This is a genomic window from Citrobacter sp. CK195, from assembly GCF_030333365.1.
In the GTDB taxonomy this organism is placed as follows: Bacteria; Pseudomonadota; Gammaproteobacteria; order Enterobacterales; family Enterobacteriaceae; genus Citrobacter_B; species Citrobacter_B koseri.
In genome coordinates this window covers 823,035-839,665 of the sequence record NZ_JAOWGB010000026.1, presented here as the reverse complement: position 1 = coordinate 839,665, position 16,631 = coordinate 823,035, and the positions used below count along the sequence as shown (strand labels likewise).

Annotated in this window: 17 protein-coding genes; 6 read left to right on the top strand and 11 right to left on the bottom strand. The window is 55.5% G+C overall.

Annotated elements, in window-relative coordinates; all coding sequences use genetic code 11:
- Window positions 1–93: 93 nt before the first annotated feature.
- A complete protein-coding gene (locus OGX93_RS21325; RefSeq protein ID WP_012135700.1) occupies window positions 94–447 on the top strand; it encodes a YiaA/YiaB family inner membrane protein in 354 nt (117 codons plus the stop codon).
- 7 nt (window positions 448–454) lie between these two features.
- On the opposite strand, the gene OGX93_RS21320 is transcribed toward OGX93_RS21325, so the two are convergent.
- Window positions 455–1,450, bottom strand: coding sequence for an acyltransferase (locus OGX93_RS21320; RefSeq protein WP_012135699.1), 996 nt, complete (start codon window positions 1,448–1,450; stop codon window positions 455–457).
- 189 nt (window positions 1,451–1,639) lie between these two features.
- Between OGX93_RS21320 and OGX93_RS21315 the strand changes: the two genes are divergently transcribed.
- The 3 genes from OGX93_RS21315 to glyS all read left to right on the top strand — a co-directional run bounded on the left by OGX93_RS21315 (window position 1,640) and on the right by glyS (window position 5,028).
- Window positions 1,640–1,942, top strand: coding sequence for a YsaB family lipoprotein (locus OGX93_RS21315; RefSeq protein WP_104868043.1), 303 nt, complete (start codon window positions 1,640–1,642; stop codon window positions 1,940–1,942).
- A gap of 95 nt (window positions 1,943–2,037) precedes the next feature.
- Window positions 2,038–2,949 carry a glycine--tRNA ligase subunit alpha gene (gene glyQ / locus OGX93_RS21310; RefSeq protein WP_001168544.1) on the top strand — a complete coding sequence of 304 codons (912 nt, stop codon included), beginning with the start codon at window positions 2,038–2,040 and terminating at the stop codon, window positions 2,947–2,949.
- A 9-nt stretch (window positions 2,950–2,958) separates the two neighbouring features.
- The gene (glyS, locus tag OGX93_RS21305) at window positions 2,959–5,028 is read left to right on the top strand and encodes a glycine--tRNA ligase subunit beta (RefSeq protein WP_047460355.1); all 2,070 of its coding nucleotides are present in this window, start codon (window positions 2,959–2,961) and stop codon (window positions 5,026–5,028) included.
- A gap of 116 nt (window positions 5,029–5,144) precedes the next feature.
- Here the strand turns inward: glyS and cspE are convergent, their stop codons facing one another.
- Both cspE and OGX93_RS21295 read right to left on the bottom strand, forming a co-directional pair.
- On the bottom strand, window positions 5,145–5,357 hold the full coding sequence (gene cspE, locus OGX93_RS21300; protein WP_000014594.1) for a transcription antiterminator/RNA stability regulator CspE: 213 nt from the start codon (window positions 5,355–5,357) through the stop codon (window positions 5,145–5,147).
- A gap of 280 nt (window positions 5,358–5,637) precedes the next feature.
- Window positions 5,638–5,928 carry an HTH-type transcriptional regulator gene (locus tag OGX93_RS21295; protein ID WP_058668263.1) on the bottom strand — a complete coding sequence of 97 codons (291 nt, stop codon included), beginning with the start codon at window positions 5,926–5,928 and terminating at the stop codon, window positions 5,638–5,640.
- Window positions 5,929–6,284: 356 nt separating this feature from the next.
- Between OGX93_RS21295 and OGX93_RS21290 the strand changes: the two genes are divergently transcribed.
- Window positions 6,285–6,995 carry a DUF3053 domain-containing protein gene (locus OGX93_RS21290; protein ID WP_024131051.1) on the top strand — a complete coding sequence of 237 codons (711 nt, stop codon included), beginning with the start codon at window positions 6,285–6,287 and terminating at the stop codon, window positions 6,993–6,995.
- Window positions 6,996–7,088: 93 nt separating this feature from the next.
- Here OGX93_RS21290 and ghrB read toward each other — a convergent pair whose 3' ends face one another.
- The 6 genes from ghrB to OGX93_RS21260 all read right to left on the bottom strand — a co-directional run bounded on the left by ghrB (window position 7,089) and on the right by OGX93_RS21260 (window position 13,022).
- On the bottom strand, window positions 7,089–8,063 hold the full coding sequence (gene ghrB, locus OGX93_RS21285) for a glyoxylate/hydroxypyruvate reductase GhrB (RefSeq protein WP_153257950.1): 975 nt from the start codon (window positions 8,061–8,063) through the stop codon (window positions 7,089–7,091).
- Window positions 8,064–8,084: 21 nt separating this feature from the next.
- Complete coding sequence (locus OGX93_RS21280; protein ID WP_199972357.1) at window positions 8,085–9,365, bottom strand: MFS transporter; 1,281 nt, start codon at window positions 9,363–9,365, stop codon at window positions 8,085–8,087.
- A 68-nt stretch (window positions 9,366–9,433) separates the two neighbouring features.
- Entirely contained in the window at window positions 9,434–10,372 is a 939-nt protein-coding gene (locus OGX93_RS21275; protein WP_012135690.1) for a sugar kinase, read from the bottom strand.
- Between the two features lie 3 nt (window positions 10,373–10,375).
- On the bottom strand, window positions 10,376–11,125 hold the full coding sequence (locus tag OGX93_RS21270; RefSeq protein WP_047460363.1) for a sugar phosphate isomerase/epimerase family protein: 750 nt from the start codon (window positions 11,123–11,125) through the stop codon (window positions 10,376–10,378).
- A 100-nt stretch (window positions 11,126–11,225) separates the two neighbouring features.
- Window positions 11,226–12,242, bottom strand: coding sequence for a LacI family DNA-binding transcriptional regulator (locus tag OGX93_RS21265; protein ID WP_071259408.1), 1,017 nt, complete (start codon window positions 12,240–12,242; stop codon window positions 11,226–11,228).
- Between the two features lie 117 nt (window positions 12,243–12,359).
- Window positions 12,360–13,022 (bottom strand): OmpA family lipoprotein, encoded by a 663-nt coding sequence (locus tag OGX93_RS21260; RefSeq protein ID WP_049008917.1) that lies wholly within the window; start codon window positions 13,020–13,022, stop codon window positions 12,360–12,362.
- 166 nt (window positions 13,023–13,188) lie between these two features.
- Here OGX93_RS21260 and OGX93_RS21255 point away from each other — a divergent pair, with 166 nt between their 5' ends.
- Window positions 13,189–15,522: a molybdopterin guanine dinucleotide-containing S/N-oxide reductase gene (locus OGX93_RS21255; protein ID WP_286448722.1), complete on the top strand. Its 2,334-nt coding sequence runs from the start codon at window positions 13,189–13,191 to the stop codon at window positions 15,520–15,522.
- Here OGX93_RS21255 and OGX93_RS21250 read toward each other — a convergent pair.
- On the bottom strand, window positions 15,500–15,931 hold the full coding sequence (locus OGX93_RS21250) for an N-acetyltransferase (protein WP_115608723.1): 432 nt from the start codon (window positions 15,929–15,931) through the stop codon (window positions 15,500–15,502). The genes OGX93_RS21255 and OGX93_RS21250 overlap by 23 nt on opposite strands.
- On the bottom strand, window positions 15,909–16,490 hold the full coding sequence (gene tag / locus OGX93_RS21245) for a DNA-3-methyladenine glycosylase I (protein ID WP_012135682.1): 582 nt from the start codon (window positions 16,488–16,490) through the stop codon (window positions 15,909–15,911). The genes OGX93_RS21250 and tag overlap by 23 nt, the downstream gene beginning before the upstream one ends.
- Window positions 16,491–16,631: the final 141 nt, after the last annotated feature.

The following is a 16,631-nucleotide window of genomic DNA, read 5'->3' as shown; positions in this document are numbered from 1 at the left end:
TGTTTTCTGATTTTCACGTTATTGTCCGGTTATCGTCTTTTCCATTCTTATTTCTTGTCTTAATGTGAATCGGCAAAGCATAAGGAGAGTGATATGGACGATAAGGTTGCGCGCAGGAAGCGTCTGGTCGGTTTAATCATGCTGGCGGGCGGTGCGCTGGTCTATCTGACAGGGCTGTGGCCTGCTTGCCACTCGTTGAGCGACAAGGGCTATTTTTTTGCGATAATGGTGATGAGTGGTTTTCCCCTGTTAATACGCCAGGAGCCGACGGGAAATGAGCGTCTGCTCACCCGGTGCAAATATCTGTTACTTCTCGCCGCAGGTATGCTTTTTGTCGGTCTATGGAATATTGATTTACCGGTCGCCGTCAAAGTGATGTGCCTTCTGGGGCTGGGCGTGAGTCTGTTGGGTACGGATATGTACGCCACGTATTCTGATGACGAATAAGGGCCGGTCAACTGACCAGCCTGCGCGTATCAGCCTTCTGTAGCAATATCGACAGCAGCAAACTTCCGGCCAGGGTGAGGGTAAAAATCCATACGATATCCAGCGGCGGCCAGCGTTTAAACTCCACGCCATTCGTCCGTAGCGCATGGATTATCAGCGCGTGAAACCCGTAAATACCGAGTGAGTGGCGGGAAATCAGCGCCAGCCCGGGAACCGTGCGCGTATTCAGGGTATTTTTGACCAGCGTGAGCAGCGACGCGGCGCAAATAAACACCATCGGGCCGCAATAGACGTACCAGGTATCGGCAAAATTTCCGCGCCAGTTGAGTTCATGTAACGTTCCGCGCGAAATAATCAATACCGCCGTAATGAAAAGCGCGGCGCTTATCCAGGTCAGCGAACGTTTTTGTGTCTCCATCATGCCAATCGCCCGGCCCAGCATGCCATAGAGGATGTAGTAAAACGTGTCGCCAGTGATATACAGGTTAACGGGGAGCCACTCAAATCCGCCGATTTTTTGCGACACGGTATTGGGGTTGGCGACAACGCCAATGACGATCATCAGCACCAGCAGCATTTTGCCGCTGATGTTTTTAACCTGTATTAACGGCGATACCAGGTAGATCACCGCGATCGCAAAGAAAAACCACAGGTGGTAGAACACCGGTTTTTGCAGCAGGTTTTTCAGCGATAGCTCTGCGTTAATCGACGTAAAAAGGGTGATATATACCAGCGCGACGGCGCTATAGAACAGCAGGCAAAGCGCAATGCGCAGGAAATGTCGCGGCTGGGCGCTACGTTCGCCAAAAAAGAGATAGCCCGAGATCATAAAAAACAGCGGTACGCTGACGCGTGAGGCGGAGTTCAGGACATTGGCAAAATCCCAGCTAAACGGATTGATGCTTTGCGCATTGGTGACGTACCAGGTGGTGGCGTGGATCATCACGACCATTAAACAGGCGATCCCTCGCAAATTATCAATCCAGTATATTTTGGGTTGCATCAGTTCCTCTGCTTCCGTTTTAAATAGGGTCTGACTTGTTTATTGGCGCGGTATCTCACTGGAATATTCTGAGTTTTTACGCTAAAGCTTGTGATGGCCCAGCGAGATTCGCAAAATGCGCCTGTCTTTTGGGCTAAACCCTAACCTTAATAATAATAAGAGCGACCGGCAAATAAGGCGGTAATAAAAATGATGATGAAGTCTGTTTTTCCGGCGCTGTTAACCCTCCTGCTGGTGGGATGCGCGACGACAGCGCAGCCGGTTCAGAAGGCGCAGAAGGTCAACGTGAACCCGGAACGCTCACTGGATATGGAAACATTGTGCAAAGCGCAGGCGGCGCGGCGTTATAACACCGGCACGCAGAAAATTGATGTGACCGGTTTTGAGCAATACCAGGGTAGCTATGAGATGCGCGGCAATACTTTCCGCAAAGAGAGTTTTGTTTGCTCTTTTGACGCAGAAGGGCAGTTTTTACATCTTTCCATGCGCTAAGTTCCCCCTTTTTCCCGTTTCGTACTGTATATCTTGCGGTCAGCGGGTATACTGATCCCTTCCTTTAAATCCACACGTATCCAGCACGAAATAATATGCAAAAGTTTGATACCAGGACCTTCCAGGGCTTGATCCTGACCTTACAGGATTACTGGGCTCGCCAGGGCTGCACCATTGTTCAACCATTGGACATGGAAGTCGGCGCGGGGACTTCTCACCCAATGACCTGTCTGCGCGCGCTGGGGCCAGAGCCGATGGCGGCTGCCTATGTGCAGCCTTCTCGTCGTCCGACCGATGGTCGCTATGGCGAAAACCCGAACCGTTTACAGCACTACTATCAGTTCCAGGTGGTGATTAAGCCATCGCCGGATAACATCCAGGAGCTGTATCTCGGTTCTCTGAAAGAGCTGGGGATGGACCCGACTATCCACGATATCCGTTTCGTGGAAGATAACTGGGAAAACCCGACGCTGGGCGCCTGGGGGCTGGGTTGGGAAGTGTGGCTGAACGGCATGGAAGTGACTCAGTTCACCTACTTCCAGCAGGTTGGCGGTCTGGAGTGTAAGCCGGTTACCGGTGAGATCACCTACGGCCTGGAACGTCTGGCTATGTACATTCAGGGCGTAGACAGCGTTTACGACCTGGTCTGGAGCGACGGCCCGCTGGGTAAAACCACCTATGGCGACGTGTTCCATCAGAATGAAGTGGAGCAATCCACCTACAACTTCGAATACGCCGATGTGGATTTCCTGTTCACCTGTTTCGAACAGTATGAGAAAGAAGCACAGCAACTGCTGGCGCTGGAAAACCCGCTGCCGCTGCCTGCTTACGAGCGTATTCTGAAAGCCGCCCATAGCTTTAACCTGCTGGATGCGCGTAAAGCCATCTCCGTTACCGAGCGTCAGCGCTACATCCTGCGCATTCGCACCCTGACCAAAGCAGTGGCAGAAGCTTACTACGCTTCCCGTGAAGCCCTTGGCTTCCCGATGTGCAACAAAGACAAATAAGAGGCGGCCATGTCTGAGAAAACTTTTCTGGTGGAAATCGGCACTGAAGAGCTGCCACCAAAAGCCCTGCGCAGCCTGGCGGAGTCCTTTGCTGCGAACGTTACTGCGGAGCTGGATAACGCTGGCCTCGCACACGGCAACGTAGAGTGGTTCGCCGCACCGCGCCGTCTGGCGCTGAAAGTGGCGAATCTTGCTGCTTCTCAACCCGATCGCGAAGTTGAAAAACGCGGCCCGGCGATTGCCCAGGCGTTTGACGCGGAAGGCAAACCGAGCAAAGCGGCAGAAGGTTGGGCGCGTGGTTGCGGTATCACCGTGGACCAGGCTGAACGTCTGACCACTGACAAAGGCGAATGGCTGCTGTATCGCGCGCATGTGAAAGGCGAAAGCGCAGAAGTGCTGCTGCCGAACATGATTGCCACCTCTCTGGCGAAACTGCCGATTCCGAAACTGATGCGCTGGGGCGCGTCTGACGTTCACTTCGTGCGTCCGGTACACACCGTAACGCTGCTGCTGGGCGACAAGCTCATTCCGGCAACGATTCTGGGTATCCAGTCCGATCGCGTCATTCGCGGCCATCGTTTTATGGGCGAGCCGGAAATCACCATCGACACTGCTGACCAGTATCCGCAAATCCTGCTGGAGCGCGGTAAAGTTGTTGCTGATTACGAAGCGCGTAAAGCGAAAATCAAAGCCGATGCAGAAGAAGCGGCGCGTCAGATTGGCGGTAACGCTGACCTGAGCGAGAGCCTGCTGGAAGAGGTCACTTCGCTGGTGGAATGGCCGGTGGTGCTGACGGCGAAATTCGAAGAGAAATTCCTCGCGGTGCCGTCTGAAGCGCTGGTTTACACCATGAAGGGCGACCAGAAATACTTCCCGGTTTACGCCGCAGACGGCAAACTGCTGCCGAACTTTATCTTCGTGGCGAACATCGAATCTAAAGATCCGCAGCAAATCATCTCCGGTAACGAGAAGGTGGTGCGTCCGCGTCTGGCAGATGCCGAGTTCTTCTTCAATACCGACCGTAAAAAACGTCTGGAAGATAACCTGCCGCGTCTGCAAACCGTGCTGTTCCAGCAACAGTTGGGTACGCTGCGCGACAAGACCGACCGTATTCAGGCGCTGGCGGGCTGGATTGCTGAACAAATTGGCGCGGATGTTAACCACGCGACCCGTGCGGGCCTGCTGTCGAAATGTGACCTGATGACCAACATGGTCTTTGAGTTCACCGACACGCAGGGCGTCATGGGGATGCACTACGCGCGCCATGACGGCGAAGCGGAAGATGTGGCTGTCGCGCTGAACGAGCAGTATCAGCCACGCTTTGCCGGTGACGACCTGCCGTCTAACCCGGTTGCCTGCGCGCTGGCGATTGCCGACAAGATGGACACGCTGGCGGGGATCTTCGGTATCGGTCAGCATCCGAAAGGCGATAAAGACCCGTTCGCGCTGCGTCGTGCCGCGCTGGGCGTGCTGCGTATCATCGTTGAGAAGAACCTGAATCTGGATCTGCAAACGCTGACCGAAGAAGCGGCGCGTCTGTACGGCGACAAGCTGACCAACGCGAATGTGGTTGATGACGTTATCGACTTTATGCTCGGTCGTTTCCGCGCCTGGTATCAGGACGAAGGTTACACCGTGGACACCATTCAGGCGGTTCTGGCGCGTCGTCCGACCCGTCCGGCGGATTTCGATGCCCGTATGAAGGCCGTGTCGCACTTCCGCACGCTGGAAGAAGCCTCCGCGCTGGCGGCGGCGAACAAACGTGTGTCCAACATTCTGGCGAAGTCCGACGAAGTGCTGAACGATCGTGTCAATGCGGCAACGTTGAAGGAACCAGAGGAAATTGCTTTGGCTCTGCAAGTTGTGGTTCTGCGTGACAAACTTGAACCCGTGTTTGCTGAAGGTCGTTACCAGGAAGCGCTAGTCGAACTGGCTGAGCTGCGTGAACCGGTCGATACGTTCTTCGAAAAAGTGATGGTGATGGTTGATGACAAAGATCTGCGCATCAACCGCCTCTCTATGCTGGCGAAACTGCGTGAGCTGTTCCTGCAGGTAGCGGATATTTCCCTGTTGCAGTAAGTTTGTCGCAATAAAATAAAACCTGCCATCTGGCAGGTTTTTTTATGGGGAAAAAGGTAAAAAAAAATCCCCGCCGATAGGCAGGGATCTTCAATTCTGAGCTTATAAGGCTAAGATTACAGGCTGGTTACGTTACCAGCTGCCGGGCCTTTAGCGCCGCTTTCGATGGTGAAGGAAACTTTCTGACCTTCATCCAGGGATTTGTAACCGTCGTTCTGGATAGCAGAGAAGTGTACGAACACGTCTTTGGAGCCATCGTCAGGAGTGATGAAGCCGAAGCCTTTATCAGCGTTGAACCATTTTACGATACCAGTCATTTTACCGGACATAGTGTATTACCTTTTAAAAAATAAGTGTGCCTTTCGGCGATATGGCGTGCTTTACAGATTTTTTAAGCGTTAAGGAAATGCGCACTACGAGGGGTATCAACGGATAACTCTTGAAGGGGACTGCCTTACTAAACTGCTTTAATGGTCTGTACGTCAAACCGTTGGACGCATTAACTCATGTAACGCTTGTGGATGCAACTTTTATTTTACTTCTTTCGGGTAAGTCTGTCGGGAAACGGCCCCTTAACAGGACCGTTAAACGAAAAAATCAGGCAATAATCTATTTCATCAACTGCTTACTTAAACCTGGGTTGGCCTGGATCAGGCGCATCAGATTTAACTCGGTACTCGACGGTTTTACCCGTCTGGATTCCCATTCCTGCACCATGGCAACGGTTACGCCCATCGCCCGGGCAAAATCATCTGTTTTTAGCCCGGTTCCTCTTCGTAACTGTTCAAACTCTGTAAAAGGGTTGGGCTTGTTTGTCAGGATAATCGTCTGCGATACATCTTTAAAAACAATTTGTTCCAGACTGCTCAGCAGTTCAAACATAGGATCTTTGTATTCCATTGAGAACTCCTATAAATCACACAGCGGGATCGTGAATTTCATCGAAGCTCATTAAGAATAGTCGGGAAACGTGAAGCCGGTTGGAAGCGGCAAAGAAGTGGATTCGTTTCAGCGCATTCCGGTCAGGATCGCGCGTTGGCTAAGGATCTGAAAAAGGCCGACATATCGGATCGACGGCGCGCAATTGTAAAGATAACAAAAATTTTATCACGTAAAAAAGCTGGCCGTTTCTTCGTATAATATTCCACGGCAAGATTACGCAGAAAGGGTATCTTGCAAGGCTGTCCTGGACTATCCTTGTCAGCGTCAGGCACGCGGCATCGTTGTGCGCATTTTTGGGTGAAAGGAGTATTAAAATGGCGACAGGTAAGTCCTGCTCTCGCTGGTTTGCGCCTGTTATGGCGTTATTAATGGTAGTTAGCCTGAGCGGGTGTTTTGATAAAGAAGGTGATCAGCGTAAAGCGTTTATTGATTTCCTGCAGAATACTGCGATGCGTAGCGGGGAGCGTCTGCCGACGTTGACCGCCGATCAGAAAAAACAATTTGGTCCGTTCGTGTCTGATTATGCGATTCTGTATGGCTATTCGCAGCAGGTGAATCAGGCGATGGATTCCGGTCTGCGTCCGGTTGTGGATAGCGTCAATGCGATCCGCGTTCCTCAGGACTATGTCACTCAGCGCGAGCCGCTGCGTCAGGCAAATGGTTCTCTGGGCGTGCTGGGCCAGCAGTTGCAGAATGCGAAATTGCAGGCAGATGCCGCGCACAGCGCGCTGAAACAGTCCGACGACCTGAAACCGGTCTTTGATCAGGTTTACAGTAAAGTGGTGACGGCGCCTTCGGAGGCGTTACAGCCGCTGATTCCGGCTGCGCAAATTTTCACGCAGCAACTGGTGCAGGTCGGCGACTTTGTGGCGCAGCAGGATACGCAGGTGAGCTTTGTCGCGAACGGCATTCAGTTCCCGACGTCACAGCAGGCCAGTCAGTACAACACGCTGATTGGGCCGCTGGCGTCTCAGCACCAGGCATTTAATCAGGCCTGGACCACTGCGGTAAACGCGATCCAGTAACGCTGTTTATGCCCGATGGCGCTGGCGTCGATCGGGCATACGGTTAAGCAACGTTGTAGGCCGGGCAGGGCAACGCCGCCGCCCGGCCATTTATTATCCTGCGACCTGCGGGTTCACGCAGTTCTTCTCCACCTTGCCTTGTAACGCATCAATTAAGTTATCCACCGCGCAGGCGGCCATGTTGTAGCGCGTCTCATGGGTGGCGGAGCCGATGTGCGGCAGCGCCACAACGTTCGGCAGCGACAGCAGCGGCGAATCGACCGGCAGCGGTTCTTGTTCAAACACATCCAGACCCGCCGCATGAATTTCACCGCTTTGCAGGGCGGCAATCAGCGCGTTTTCATCCACGACCGGGCCGCGCCCTGCGTTAATGAAAATGGCGGAGGACTTCATTTTGGCAAACTGCGCCGCGCCAAACAGGTGATGCGTCTCTTCCGTCAGCGGCAGGATCAGGCAGACAAAATCCGCCGCCTGTAACAGGGTGTCCAGATCGCAGTACCGGGCGTTGAAGCGTTCTTCCGCCTCAGGATGATGGCGGCGGGCGTTGTAGAGAATCGGCATGTTAAAGCCGAAGTGAGCGCGTTGCGCCAGCGCAAGACCAATGCGCCCCATCCCGACAATCCCCAGCGTTTTGTGGTGTACATCAGTGCCAAACCAGTCTGGCCCGATGCTTTTTGTCCATTCCCCCACTTTGACGCGTTCGGCCACTTCCACCACGCGGCGGGCGGTGCTTAGCACCAGCGCCATTACCGTATCCGCAACGGTTTCCGTCAGCACGGTCGGCGTGTGCATCAGCAATACGCTGCGCGCATTGAGGGCAGCCACATCAAAATTGTCATAACCCACGGAGACGGTCGATGCCGTGCGTAGTTTCGGCATCTTCTCCAGCAGTGCGCTATTGACGGTTTCGCTGGAGCCCAACAAACCTTCCGCGCTGGCGAAAGCCTGGGCGTGTTGTTCTACCGTTTCCGGGCGAAGATTTGGCACCTGCGTGACGGTGAAATGCTCTTCCAGGCGATGCAGTAAATCGTCAGGTAACGCTTTGTAGAGAATAATGGACGGCTTCATGCGGATCTCCGTGATTAAGGTTTAAGCGTGGCGTGCGCCAATCGGTAATTGCTGATTGTTAGCAGGCTTAACAATTAAAGTTAGCCATACTGAGGCGAAAAGCGCCACCCCCATAAAAATGTACGAGGCGGCCGGGCTGCCGGTTGCGCCGTTGAGATAGCCGACGAACCATGAACCAAAGAAAGAGCCCAGCGCGCCCATACTGTTGATCAGCGCCATTGCGCCGCCCGCGACGTTACGCGGCAGCATTTCAGGAATAATGGCGAAGAACGGGCCATAAGGGGCATACATCGCCGCACCGGCGATAACCAGCAGGGTATAAGAGAGCCAGAAGTTGTTCGCGCCAACGGCCCATGAGCCGATAAAGGCAAAGGCGGCAATCAACAGCAGTGGCCAGACGAACAGTTTACGGTTTTGCAGTTTATCGGATGCCCAGGAGACAACGATCATTGCGATCGTCGCTGCCAGGTACGGCACTGAAGAGAGCCAGCCGACTTCCACCATGCCCATATTCGCGCTGCCGCTGCGGATGATGGACGGCAGCCACAGAACAAACCCGTACACCCCGATACTCCAGGTGAAATACTGCATGCACAGCAGGATGACGTTGCGTGAGCGGAATGCCTCGCTGTAATTGCGTACCGCTTTGATGCCCTGCTGCTCTTTTTCCAGTTGCGCCTGAAGCGCGGCTTTTTCTGATTCCGTCAGCCAACTGGCCTGTGACGGTTTGTCTTTCACCAGCACCCACCAGAAGAACGCCCAGATGATGGCGGGGAAGCCTTCAATAATGAACATTTCACGCCAGCCGAGCGCCTGAATCAGGTAGCCTGAAACCACAGACATCCACAGCACCGTCACCGGGTTGCCGAGAATCAGGAACGTATTGGCGCGCGAACGCTCTGACTTTGTGAACCAGTTGCTGATGTAAATCAGCATGGCGGGCATAACGGCCGCTTCCACGACGCCGAGAATAAAGCGGATGGCGGCAAGCATTGGGATATTACTCACCATCCCGGTCAGCGATGCGCATGCCCCCCATAAAATCAGGCAGATAAAAATTAGTTTACGTACGCTGCGACGCTCGGCGTACACCGCGCCTGGGATCTGGAAGAAGAAATAACCGAGGAAGAACAGGGCGCCCAGCAGGGAGGAGATCCCTTTCGTGATGCCGAGGTCTTCGTTAATCCCCGCTGCGGAAGCGAAGCTGAAGTTTGCGCGATCCAGGTACGCCAGGCTGTACGTGATGAACACGATAGGCATGATGTACCACCAGCGTTTTGCTGCATTTGTTGAGCTTGTCATAGGCCTGCCTCTGTCACTATGCCGCCGCTGTATGTAGGGTACAGGGGGCTGTTATCATTGCGTGAAGTTTATTCGCCTAACGCTTCACGAGTGGGTAATCCTTCGCTGTCGCCCTGAACCTGAATCGCCAGCGCGCCAATTTTATTGCCTCGCGTCACTGCCTGATGCAGCGTGCGGCCTTCCAGCAGGGCGCTGATCACACCCACGGCAAAGCCATCGCCCGCACCAACCGTATCGACCACGTTGTCCACTTTCACCGGTGCGACGCAGCCTTGCTCGCCCTCAGCGGTTTTGTACCAGGCGCCATCCGCGCCGGTTTTCAGCACCACCGCTTTCACGCCGTGGCGCAGATAAAAATCGGCAATGCCCTCAGGCGTTTGCTGTCCGGTTAATATCATTCCCTCTTTCAGACCGGGCAGCACCCAGTCAGCCTGGAAGGCGAGGCGGTTAAGTTTTTCCACCATTTCGGCTTCGCTTTTCCACAGCACCGGGCGCAGATTCGGATCGAATGAAATCGTTTTGCCCTGCGCTTTCATGGTGCGGGCGGTATGCGCCAGCAGTTCATAAGAGCTGGCGGAAAGCGCCGCCGCAACGCCGCTTAAGTGCAGATGACGCGCGCCGGAGAAGTACGCATCGTGGTAATCGTCCACGGAAAGGTGGCTTGCAGCGGAACCTTTACGGAAATATTCCACAATGGGATCGGTTCCATTTTCGACTTTAGATTTAAGCTGAAAGCCGGTGGCGTAACGTCCGTCCAGCGTGACGCCCTGCGCATCAATCCCTTCTTTTTCAAGCGACTTAAGGACAAAACGGCCAAAGCTGTCATCACCGACGCGGCTTACCCAGCCGACGTTTAACCCCAGGCGCGCCAGGCCGGTCGCTACGTTAAGTTCGGCCCCGGCGACGCGTTTGATAAACGCGTCTACGTCCGCGAGATCGCCCGTTTGCGTGGCGACGAACATCGCCATCGCTTCACCAATCGTGATGACATCCAGAGAATTTTTCATGCGTTACTCCTCACGTAACAAATCGACGTAGCGACGAGTCACCGCCGTCAAATCTTGCCCTTCCAGTGGGAACTCAATACCGCGCGGTACATCAACAGGCAGCGCGTTCAGCAGCGCCAGCCAGCGGGGGTCGGCGTCATCCGGCGCAACGGCGCGGAAACTGTCGTGATGGGGCGTGGCGGCTTTAACGTGGATATAGCCGACGGCGGGCGCCAGGTAGCGTGCGGCGTCTTCCGGCGAGTCGCCTACCCACAGCCAGTTCCCCATATCAAACGTCAGTCTGATGGGCAGGTTCTGTACCTGACAGGCGGCATTGAAGCGTTGCATCGGGCGCAATTTCCCGCAGGCGGTTTGATCATTTTCCACCACCAGCGCCATGCCGCTGCTCTCCAGCCAGTCACGCAGGGTGTCGAGCTGATCCTGGCGTTCAAAATGACCCAGCGACACTTTCAGCCACAGCGCTTGCAGCGTGCGGGCTTCCTGTAACAGGTCGGGAAGGTGGGGGTTGAGGCTGCCATCCTCCAGGAACAGCGGTTCCGGCGCGGAGTAGCAGGCCAGCAGGCCGAAAATGTCAATGGCGGCCGCCAGCAGCGGGAGTGCGTTAAGTTCGGCGTCAGTGAACATTTCACGGCGAATCTCGACGCCATCCGCCCCCGCTCCGGCAATGATGGGCAGCATCGCGGTTTGCCCGCCTGCGGCACGCACCTGGTCGTAGCCATAGGCGGCGGTGACCACCATAATTTTTCTTTGCATGGGAACTCCAAATCTATCGCTCTTGCTATTACGCTAGATGGAACCGGTTCCAAAGAAAAGTGCAGTGTGTCGAAATTATGATCACCATCACGAAGGAAAATTAGCGGGCGGTGGAGCCGCGAACGATCAGCTCGCCGGAGAAAACCTGCTCGTGAATCGCGTCGCTGCCCCCTTCAATGCGGCGTACAACCTGCTCGACAGCGGCAAAACCAATTTGCCAGGTCGGCTGTTTCAGCGTGGTGATGCCGACGCCTGCCAGCTCTGCCCATTCCAGTTCGTCAAAACCGAGCAGGCCGATGTCGCTGCCCCAGTTAAGACCAATGCGTTTGAGCGAACGGGCGACCTGCAATGTGAGCGCGCCGTTAGCGGAGATCACGGCTTTGCGCATCCCCCGGTGCTGCTGGTGAAACTGGCGCAGGGTGTTATCCAGTTGCGTATTTTCCGCCAGCGGCACCTCGGCGTTTTCCGCCACCACGCCAGGGTAACGCGCCAGCGTCGCACGAAATGCGTTCAGGCGCTCGCGGCGGGTATTGACCATACCGAGCGGTTCGCTGAGAAACAGGATCGCCTCGAACCCTTGCTCAATGAGATGTTCGGTGGCGGTTGTTGCCGCCTGGGTGTTATCCAGACCGACGACATCGCAGGCGAAATCAGGGATTTTACGGTCAATCAGAACCATCGGCAGCGCCGACTGTTGCAGGCGGTTCAGCCCCTCCTCGCGCATCCCGACGGCGTTCACCACGATGCCTTCCACCTGGTAGCTGCGCAGCAGATCCAGATAGTGCAGTTCCTGATCCACCTCATTGTTGGTGTTACAGACCAGGGGAGTGAACCCTTTCTCGCGGCAGGCGGCTTCAATGCCGCTCAACACGTTAACGGAATAGGGGTTGGTAATATCGGCGATGATCAGGCCAATCAGGCGGGTACGGCCGCGTTTCAGACCTCTGGCCATCAGGCTTGGGCGATAGTCGAGTTCGGCAATGGCTTTTTCAATGCGCGCCAGCAGGGCATCGGACAGCAAATGCTTCTCACCGTTGAGATAGCGTGAAATGCTGGTTTTTCCGGTTTTAGCGGCTTTCGCCACATCGCTGATGGTTGCCCGTGTTGATTTGCTCATCGCTGATTTCCCTGAATTTGGTGACAACACCTTAACGCGAAAATCAACGATGGCAAGCGCTTCATGCCGGATAAGAATGTAGGCCGGATAAGGCGAAGCCGCCACCCGGCACAACGATTACTGCAACGGACTTAAGGTGATTTCCACGCGGCGGTTTTGCGCTTTACCTTCGGCGGTGCTGTTGCTGGCGATCGGGTTCGCCGGGCCCATGCCGCTGGTGCGGATGCGGTTGGCGGCAACGCCCTGGGTGATCAGCGCGCTGGCCACGGAGTCCGCGCGCTGCTGCGACAGACGCATGTTCAGATCCTGCCCGCCGGTACTGTCGGTGTAGCCCACTACGTTAACGGCGGTTTTGTTGTACTCTTTCAGCACCATCGCCACGCCGGTCAGCGTGTTGGCGCCTGCCGGTTTCAGGGTTGCGCTGCTGCTGTCGAAGGTGACGTTATTCGGCATATTCAGGATGATGTTATCGCCACTTCGCGTCACGCTCACGCCCGTTCCCTGCATTTTGTCACGCAGTTTCGCTTCCTGTACGTCCATGTAATAGCCAACGCCGCCGCCCAGCGCCGCGCCTGCCGCTGCGCCAATCAGCGCGCCTTTGCCGCGATCTTTCTTGGAAGAGGAGAGTGCGCCGACGCCTGCGCCGACCAGAGAACCAATGCCCGCGCCAATGCCGGATTTACCCGCTTCGCGCTCGCCGGTGTAAGGGTTTGTTGTGCAGCCAGATACTGCCAGGGCGCCGCTCACGATAGCAGCAATGACCAAAACACGTTTTTTCATCTTAGTTCCTTAATGACTTTTTTATTTTTTCGCCACAGCGACGGTGGCGGTTGATTATGACGTGCGAACATGAAGAAAATTCCAGGGAAGACTCTTAAATTTGTAAGTAACATTGAGCGGCATAATAAATAAGCCGTCACACCTGCATCGCATTCAGGAGCGCATTTTGATCAACGCACCATCGCACTATTCGGTATTAACCGCCGCCCACTGGGGACCTGTCCGGGTCGACACTGACGGCGAGACGATTCTCGCGTCTCGCGGGGCGCTGCCCACTTCGCATCTCAATTCCCTGCAAACCGTCGTACGCGACCAGGTTCACAGCCCTACCCGGGTGCGTTTCCCGATGGTGCGTAAAGGATTTCTCGCCTCGCCAGAGAAGCCACAGGGCGTGCGCGGTCAGGATGAATTTGTGCGGGTGAGTTGGGATGAGGCGTTGGATCTGATCCATACCCAGCACAAACGTATTCGTGAAACATATGGGCCGTCCTCGATTTTTGCCGGTTCTTATGGCTGGCGCTCGAATGGCGTACTGCATAAAGCTTCCACCCTGTTGCAGCGTTATATGGCGCTGGCGGGCGGGTATACCGGGCATCTGGGGGATTACTCTACGGGGGCGGCGCAGGCCATCATGCCGTATGTGGTGGGCGGAAACGAAGTTTACCAGCAGCAGACCAGCTGGCCGGTTGTGCTGGAACACAGTGACGTGGTGGTGCTATGGAGCGCCAACCCTTTGAATACGCTAAAAATTGCCTGGAATGCGTCGGATGAGCAGGGCATTGCTTACTTTGCCGCGCTGCGCAACAGCGGGAAACGACTGATCTGCATCGATCCAATGCGATCGGAAAGCGCGGCGTTCTTTGGCGATAAGATGGAGTGGATCGCCCCGCATATGGGGACTGACGTGGCGCTGATGCTGGGGATTGCGCATACGCTGGTGAAAAACGGCTGGCATGATGACGCGTTTCTGGCGCGCTGCACGACCGGTTACGAGACATTCGCCGACTATCTGCTGGGCGTGAGCGACGGCGTGGCGAAAACGGCGGAATGGGCCGCAGATATTTGCGGCGTATCCGCCGCTAAAATTCACGAACTGGCGGAACTCTTCCATAAAAACACCACTATGTTGATGTCTGGCTGGGGGATGCAGCGTCAGCAGTTCGGCGAGCAAAAACACTGGATGCTGGTAACGCTTGCCGCCATGTTAGGGCAAATTGGCACGCCCGGCGGCGGTTTTGGCCTCTCGTACCATTTCGCCAACGGGGGAAACCCGACGCGCCGCGCCGCTGTACTGGCTTCAATGCAGGGCAGTCTGCCAGGCGGCACCGATGCGGTAGATAAAATTCCGGTGGCGCGTATTGTCGAGGCGCTGGAGAATCCCGGCGCGCCCTATCAGCACAACGGTATGAACCGCCATTTCCCGGATATCCGCTTCGTCTGGTGGGCCGGTGGCGCGAACTTTACGCATCATCAGGATACCAACCGTCTGATTCGCGCCTGGCAAAAGCCGGAACTGGTGGTGATCTCCGAATGTTTCTGGACCGCTGCGGCGAAACATGCCGATATCGTGTTACCTGCCACGACCTCTTATGAACGTAACGATTTAACCATGACCGGCGACTACAGCAACCAGCATCTGGTGCCGATGAAGCAGGTTGTGCCGCCGCGTGATGAGGCCCGTAATGACTTTGACGTGTTTGCCGAACTGAGCGAGTGCTGGGAAACGGGCGGCCATGCGCGCTTCACCGAAGGGAAAAGCGAACTTGAGTGGCTGGAAACCTTCTACAACATCGCCGGGCAACGCGGCGCCAGCCAGCAGGTGACGCTGCCGCCGTTTGCACAGTTCTGGGAAGCCAACGATCTGATTGAAATGCCGGAGAATGCGGCCAACGCGCAGTTTATCCGCTTTGCGGATTTCCGCCGCGACCCCGACGCGCATCCACTGAAAACGGACAGCGGCAAGATAGAGATCTACTCCCGGCGAATTGCGGACTACGGCTATGCGGACTGCCCAGGACACCCAATGTGGCTGGAGCCAGACGAATGGCACGGCAATGCCGAACCCGGTCAGCTACAGGTGCTGTCCGCCCATCCGGCGCATCGTCTGCACAGCCAGCTTAACTACAGCCAGCTTCGTGAACAGTATGCGGTGGCGGGGCGCGAACCGGTTACTCTGCATCCGCAGGATGCGCAGACGCGGGGCATTGCCGACGGCGACACGGTGCGGGTCTGGAATCACCGAGGACAAATTCTGGCGGGCGCGGTGGTGACGGAGGGCATTAGACCCGGCGTTATCTGCATTCATGAAGGGGCATGGCCGGATTTAGAGGTGTCGGCTGGCGGCATCTGTAAAAATGGCGCGGTAAACGTGTTGACCAAAGATCTCCCCAGCTCGCGACTGGGGAACGGCTGTGCGGGCAACACCGCGCTGGCGTGGATTGAAAAGTATACCGGCCCTTCGCTGAGGCTTACGGCGTTTAATCCGCCTGCCAGCCCATAATCCATGTCGGATGCTGTGTATCTTCCTGCCATGCGCTGTCTTCGATACGAAAACCCAGCGCATGGTAGAAATTCACCGCCGACTGATTTTTCTGGTAAACCTCCAGGCTGAGTGCGGTAAAGCGCTGCTGAACATGCTGCACCAGCGCCTTGCCAATCCCGCGGCGGATCGCGTCCGGCGTGACAAACAGCGCGCCCAAAAAGCGCGCTTCCATCACGCTGGCAAAGCCTTTCAGTAAACCTGCTTCTTCCCACACCCAGGTCTGCGCGGCGGGCAGGTACACGTCACGCACTATCGGTTCGCTTTCGCGCCAGTAGCGCGCTTCGATAAACGGGTGGGCATAGATCGTGCTTTCCATCCAGAGCGTCAAAATTGACGCCATATCGTCAGTCCGGGATTCGCGAATCATGCTGACCTCCAGGATGGCAGAAACAGCCCGTGATATGGTCGTTGACCAGCCCGCACGCCTGCATAAAGGAGTAGCAAATGGTGGTGCCGACGAACTTGAAGCCGCGTTTTTTCAGCGCTTTTGCCAGCGCATCCGACGCGGGGGTTGAGGTGGGGATCTCGCTCAGGCTGGCGGCGCGCGTTACCTGCGGCTGGTTTTCGACAAAAGACCAGACGAATTCAGCAAACGGTTCGCCATTTTGCTCCATTGCGAGATACGCCCTGGCATTGCCGATGATGGCCTGAATTTTTCCCCGATGGCGAATAATGCCTGCATCCTGCAACAGACGCTCAACGTCGTCTTCCTGCATCGCCGCGACGCGAACGGGATCAAAGTGGTGGAAGTTTGCGCGATAGTTTTCCCGTTTCTTCAGCACGGTGATCCAGGAAAGCCCCGCCTGCTGGCCTTCAAGGCAGATCATCTCGAACAGCTTTTTGCCGTCGGTTTCGGGAATGCCCCACTCCTTGTCGTGATAGGCGATGTATAGTGGGTCCTGACTGACCCATCCGCAACGCTGCATACTCTTCCTCGCTGTTTTGACTACCGCAAAAATTTCATTCGGCCCGCCTTGACGCGCCAGCTAAAAAGACAATATTTAATACAGGGCTAATAAGCCCTGGAACCGCCAAACAATGACAATAATATCGCCGAATTCGGCTCT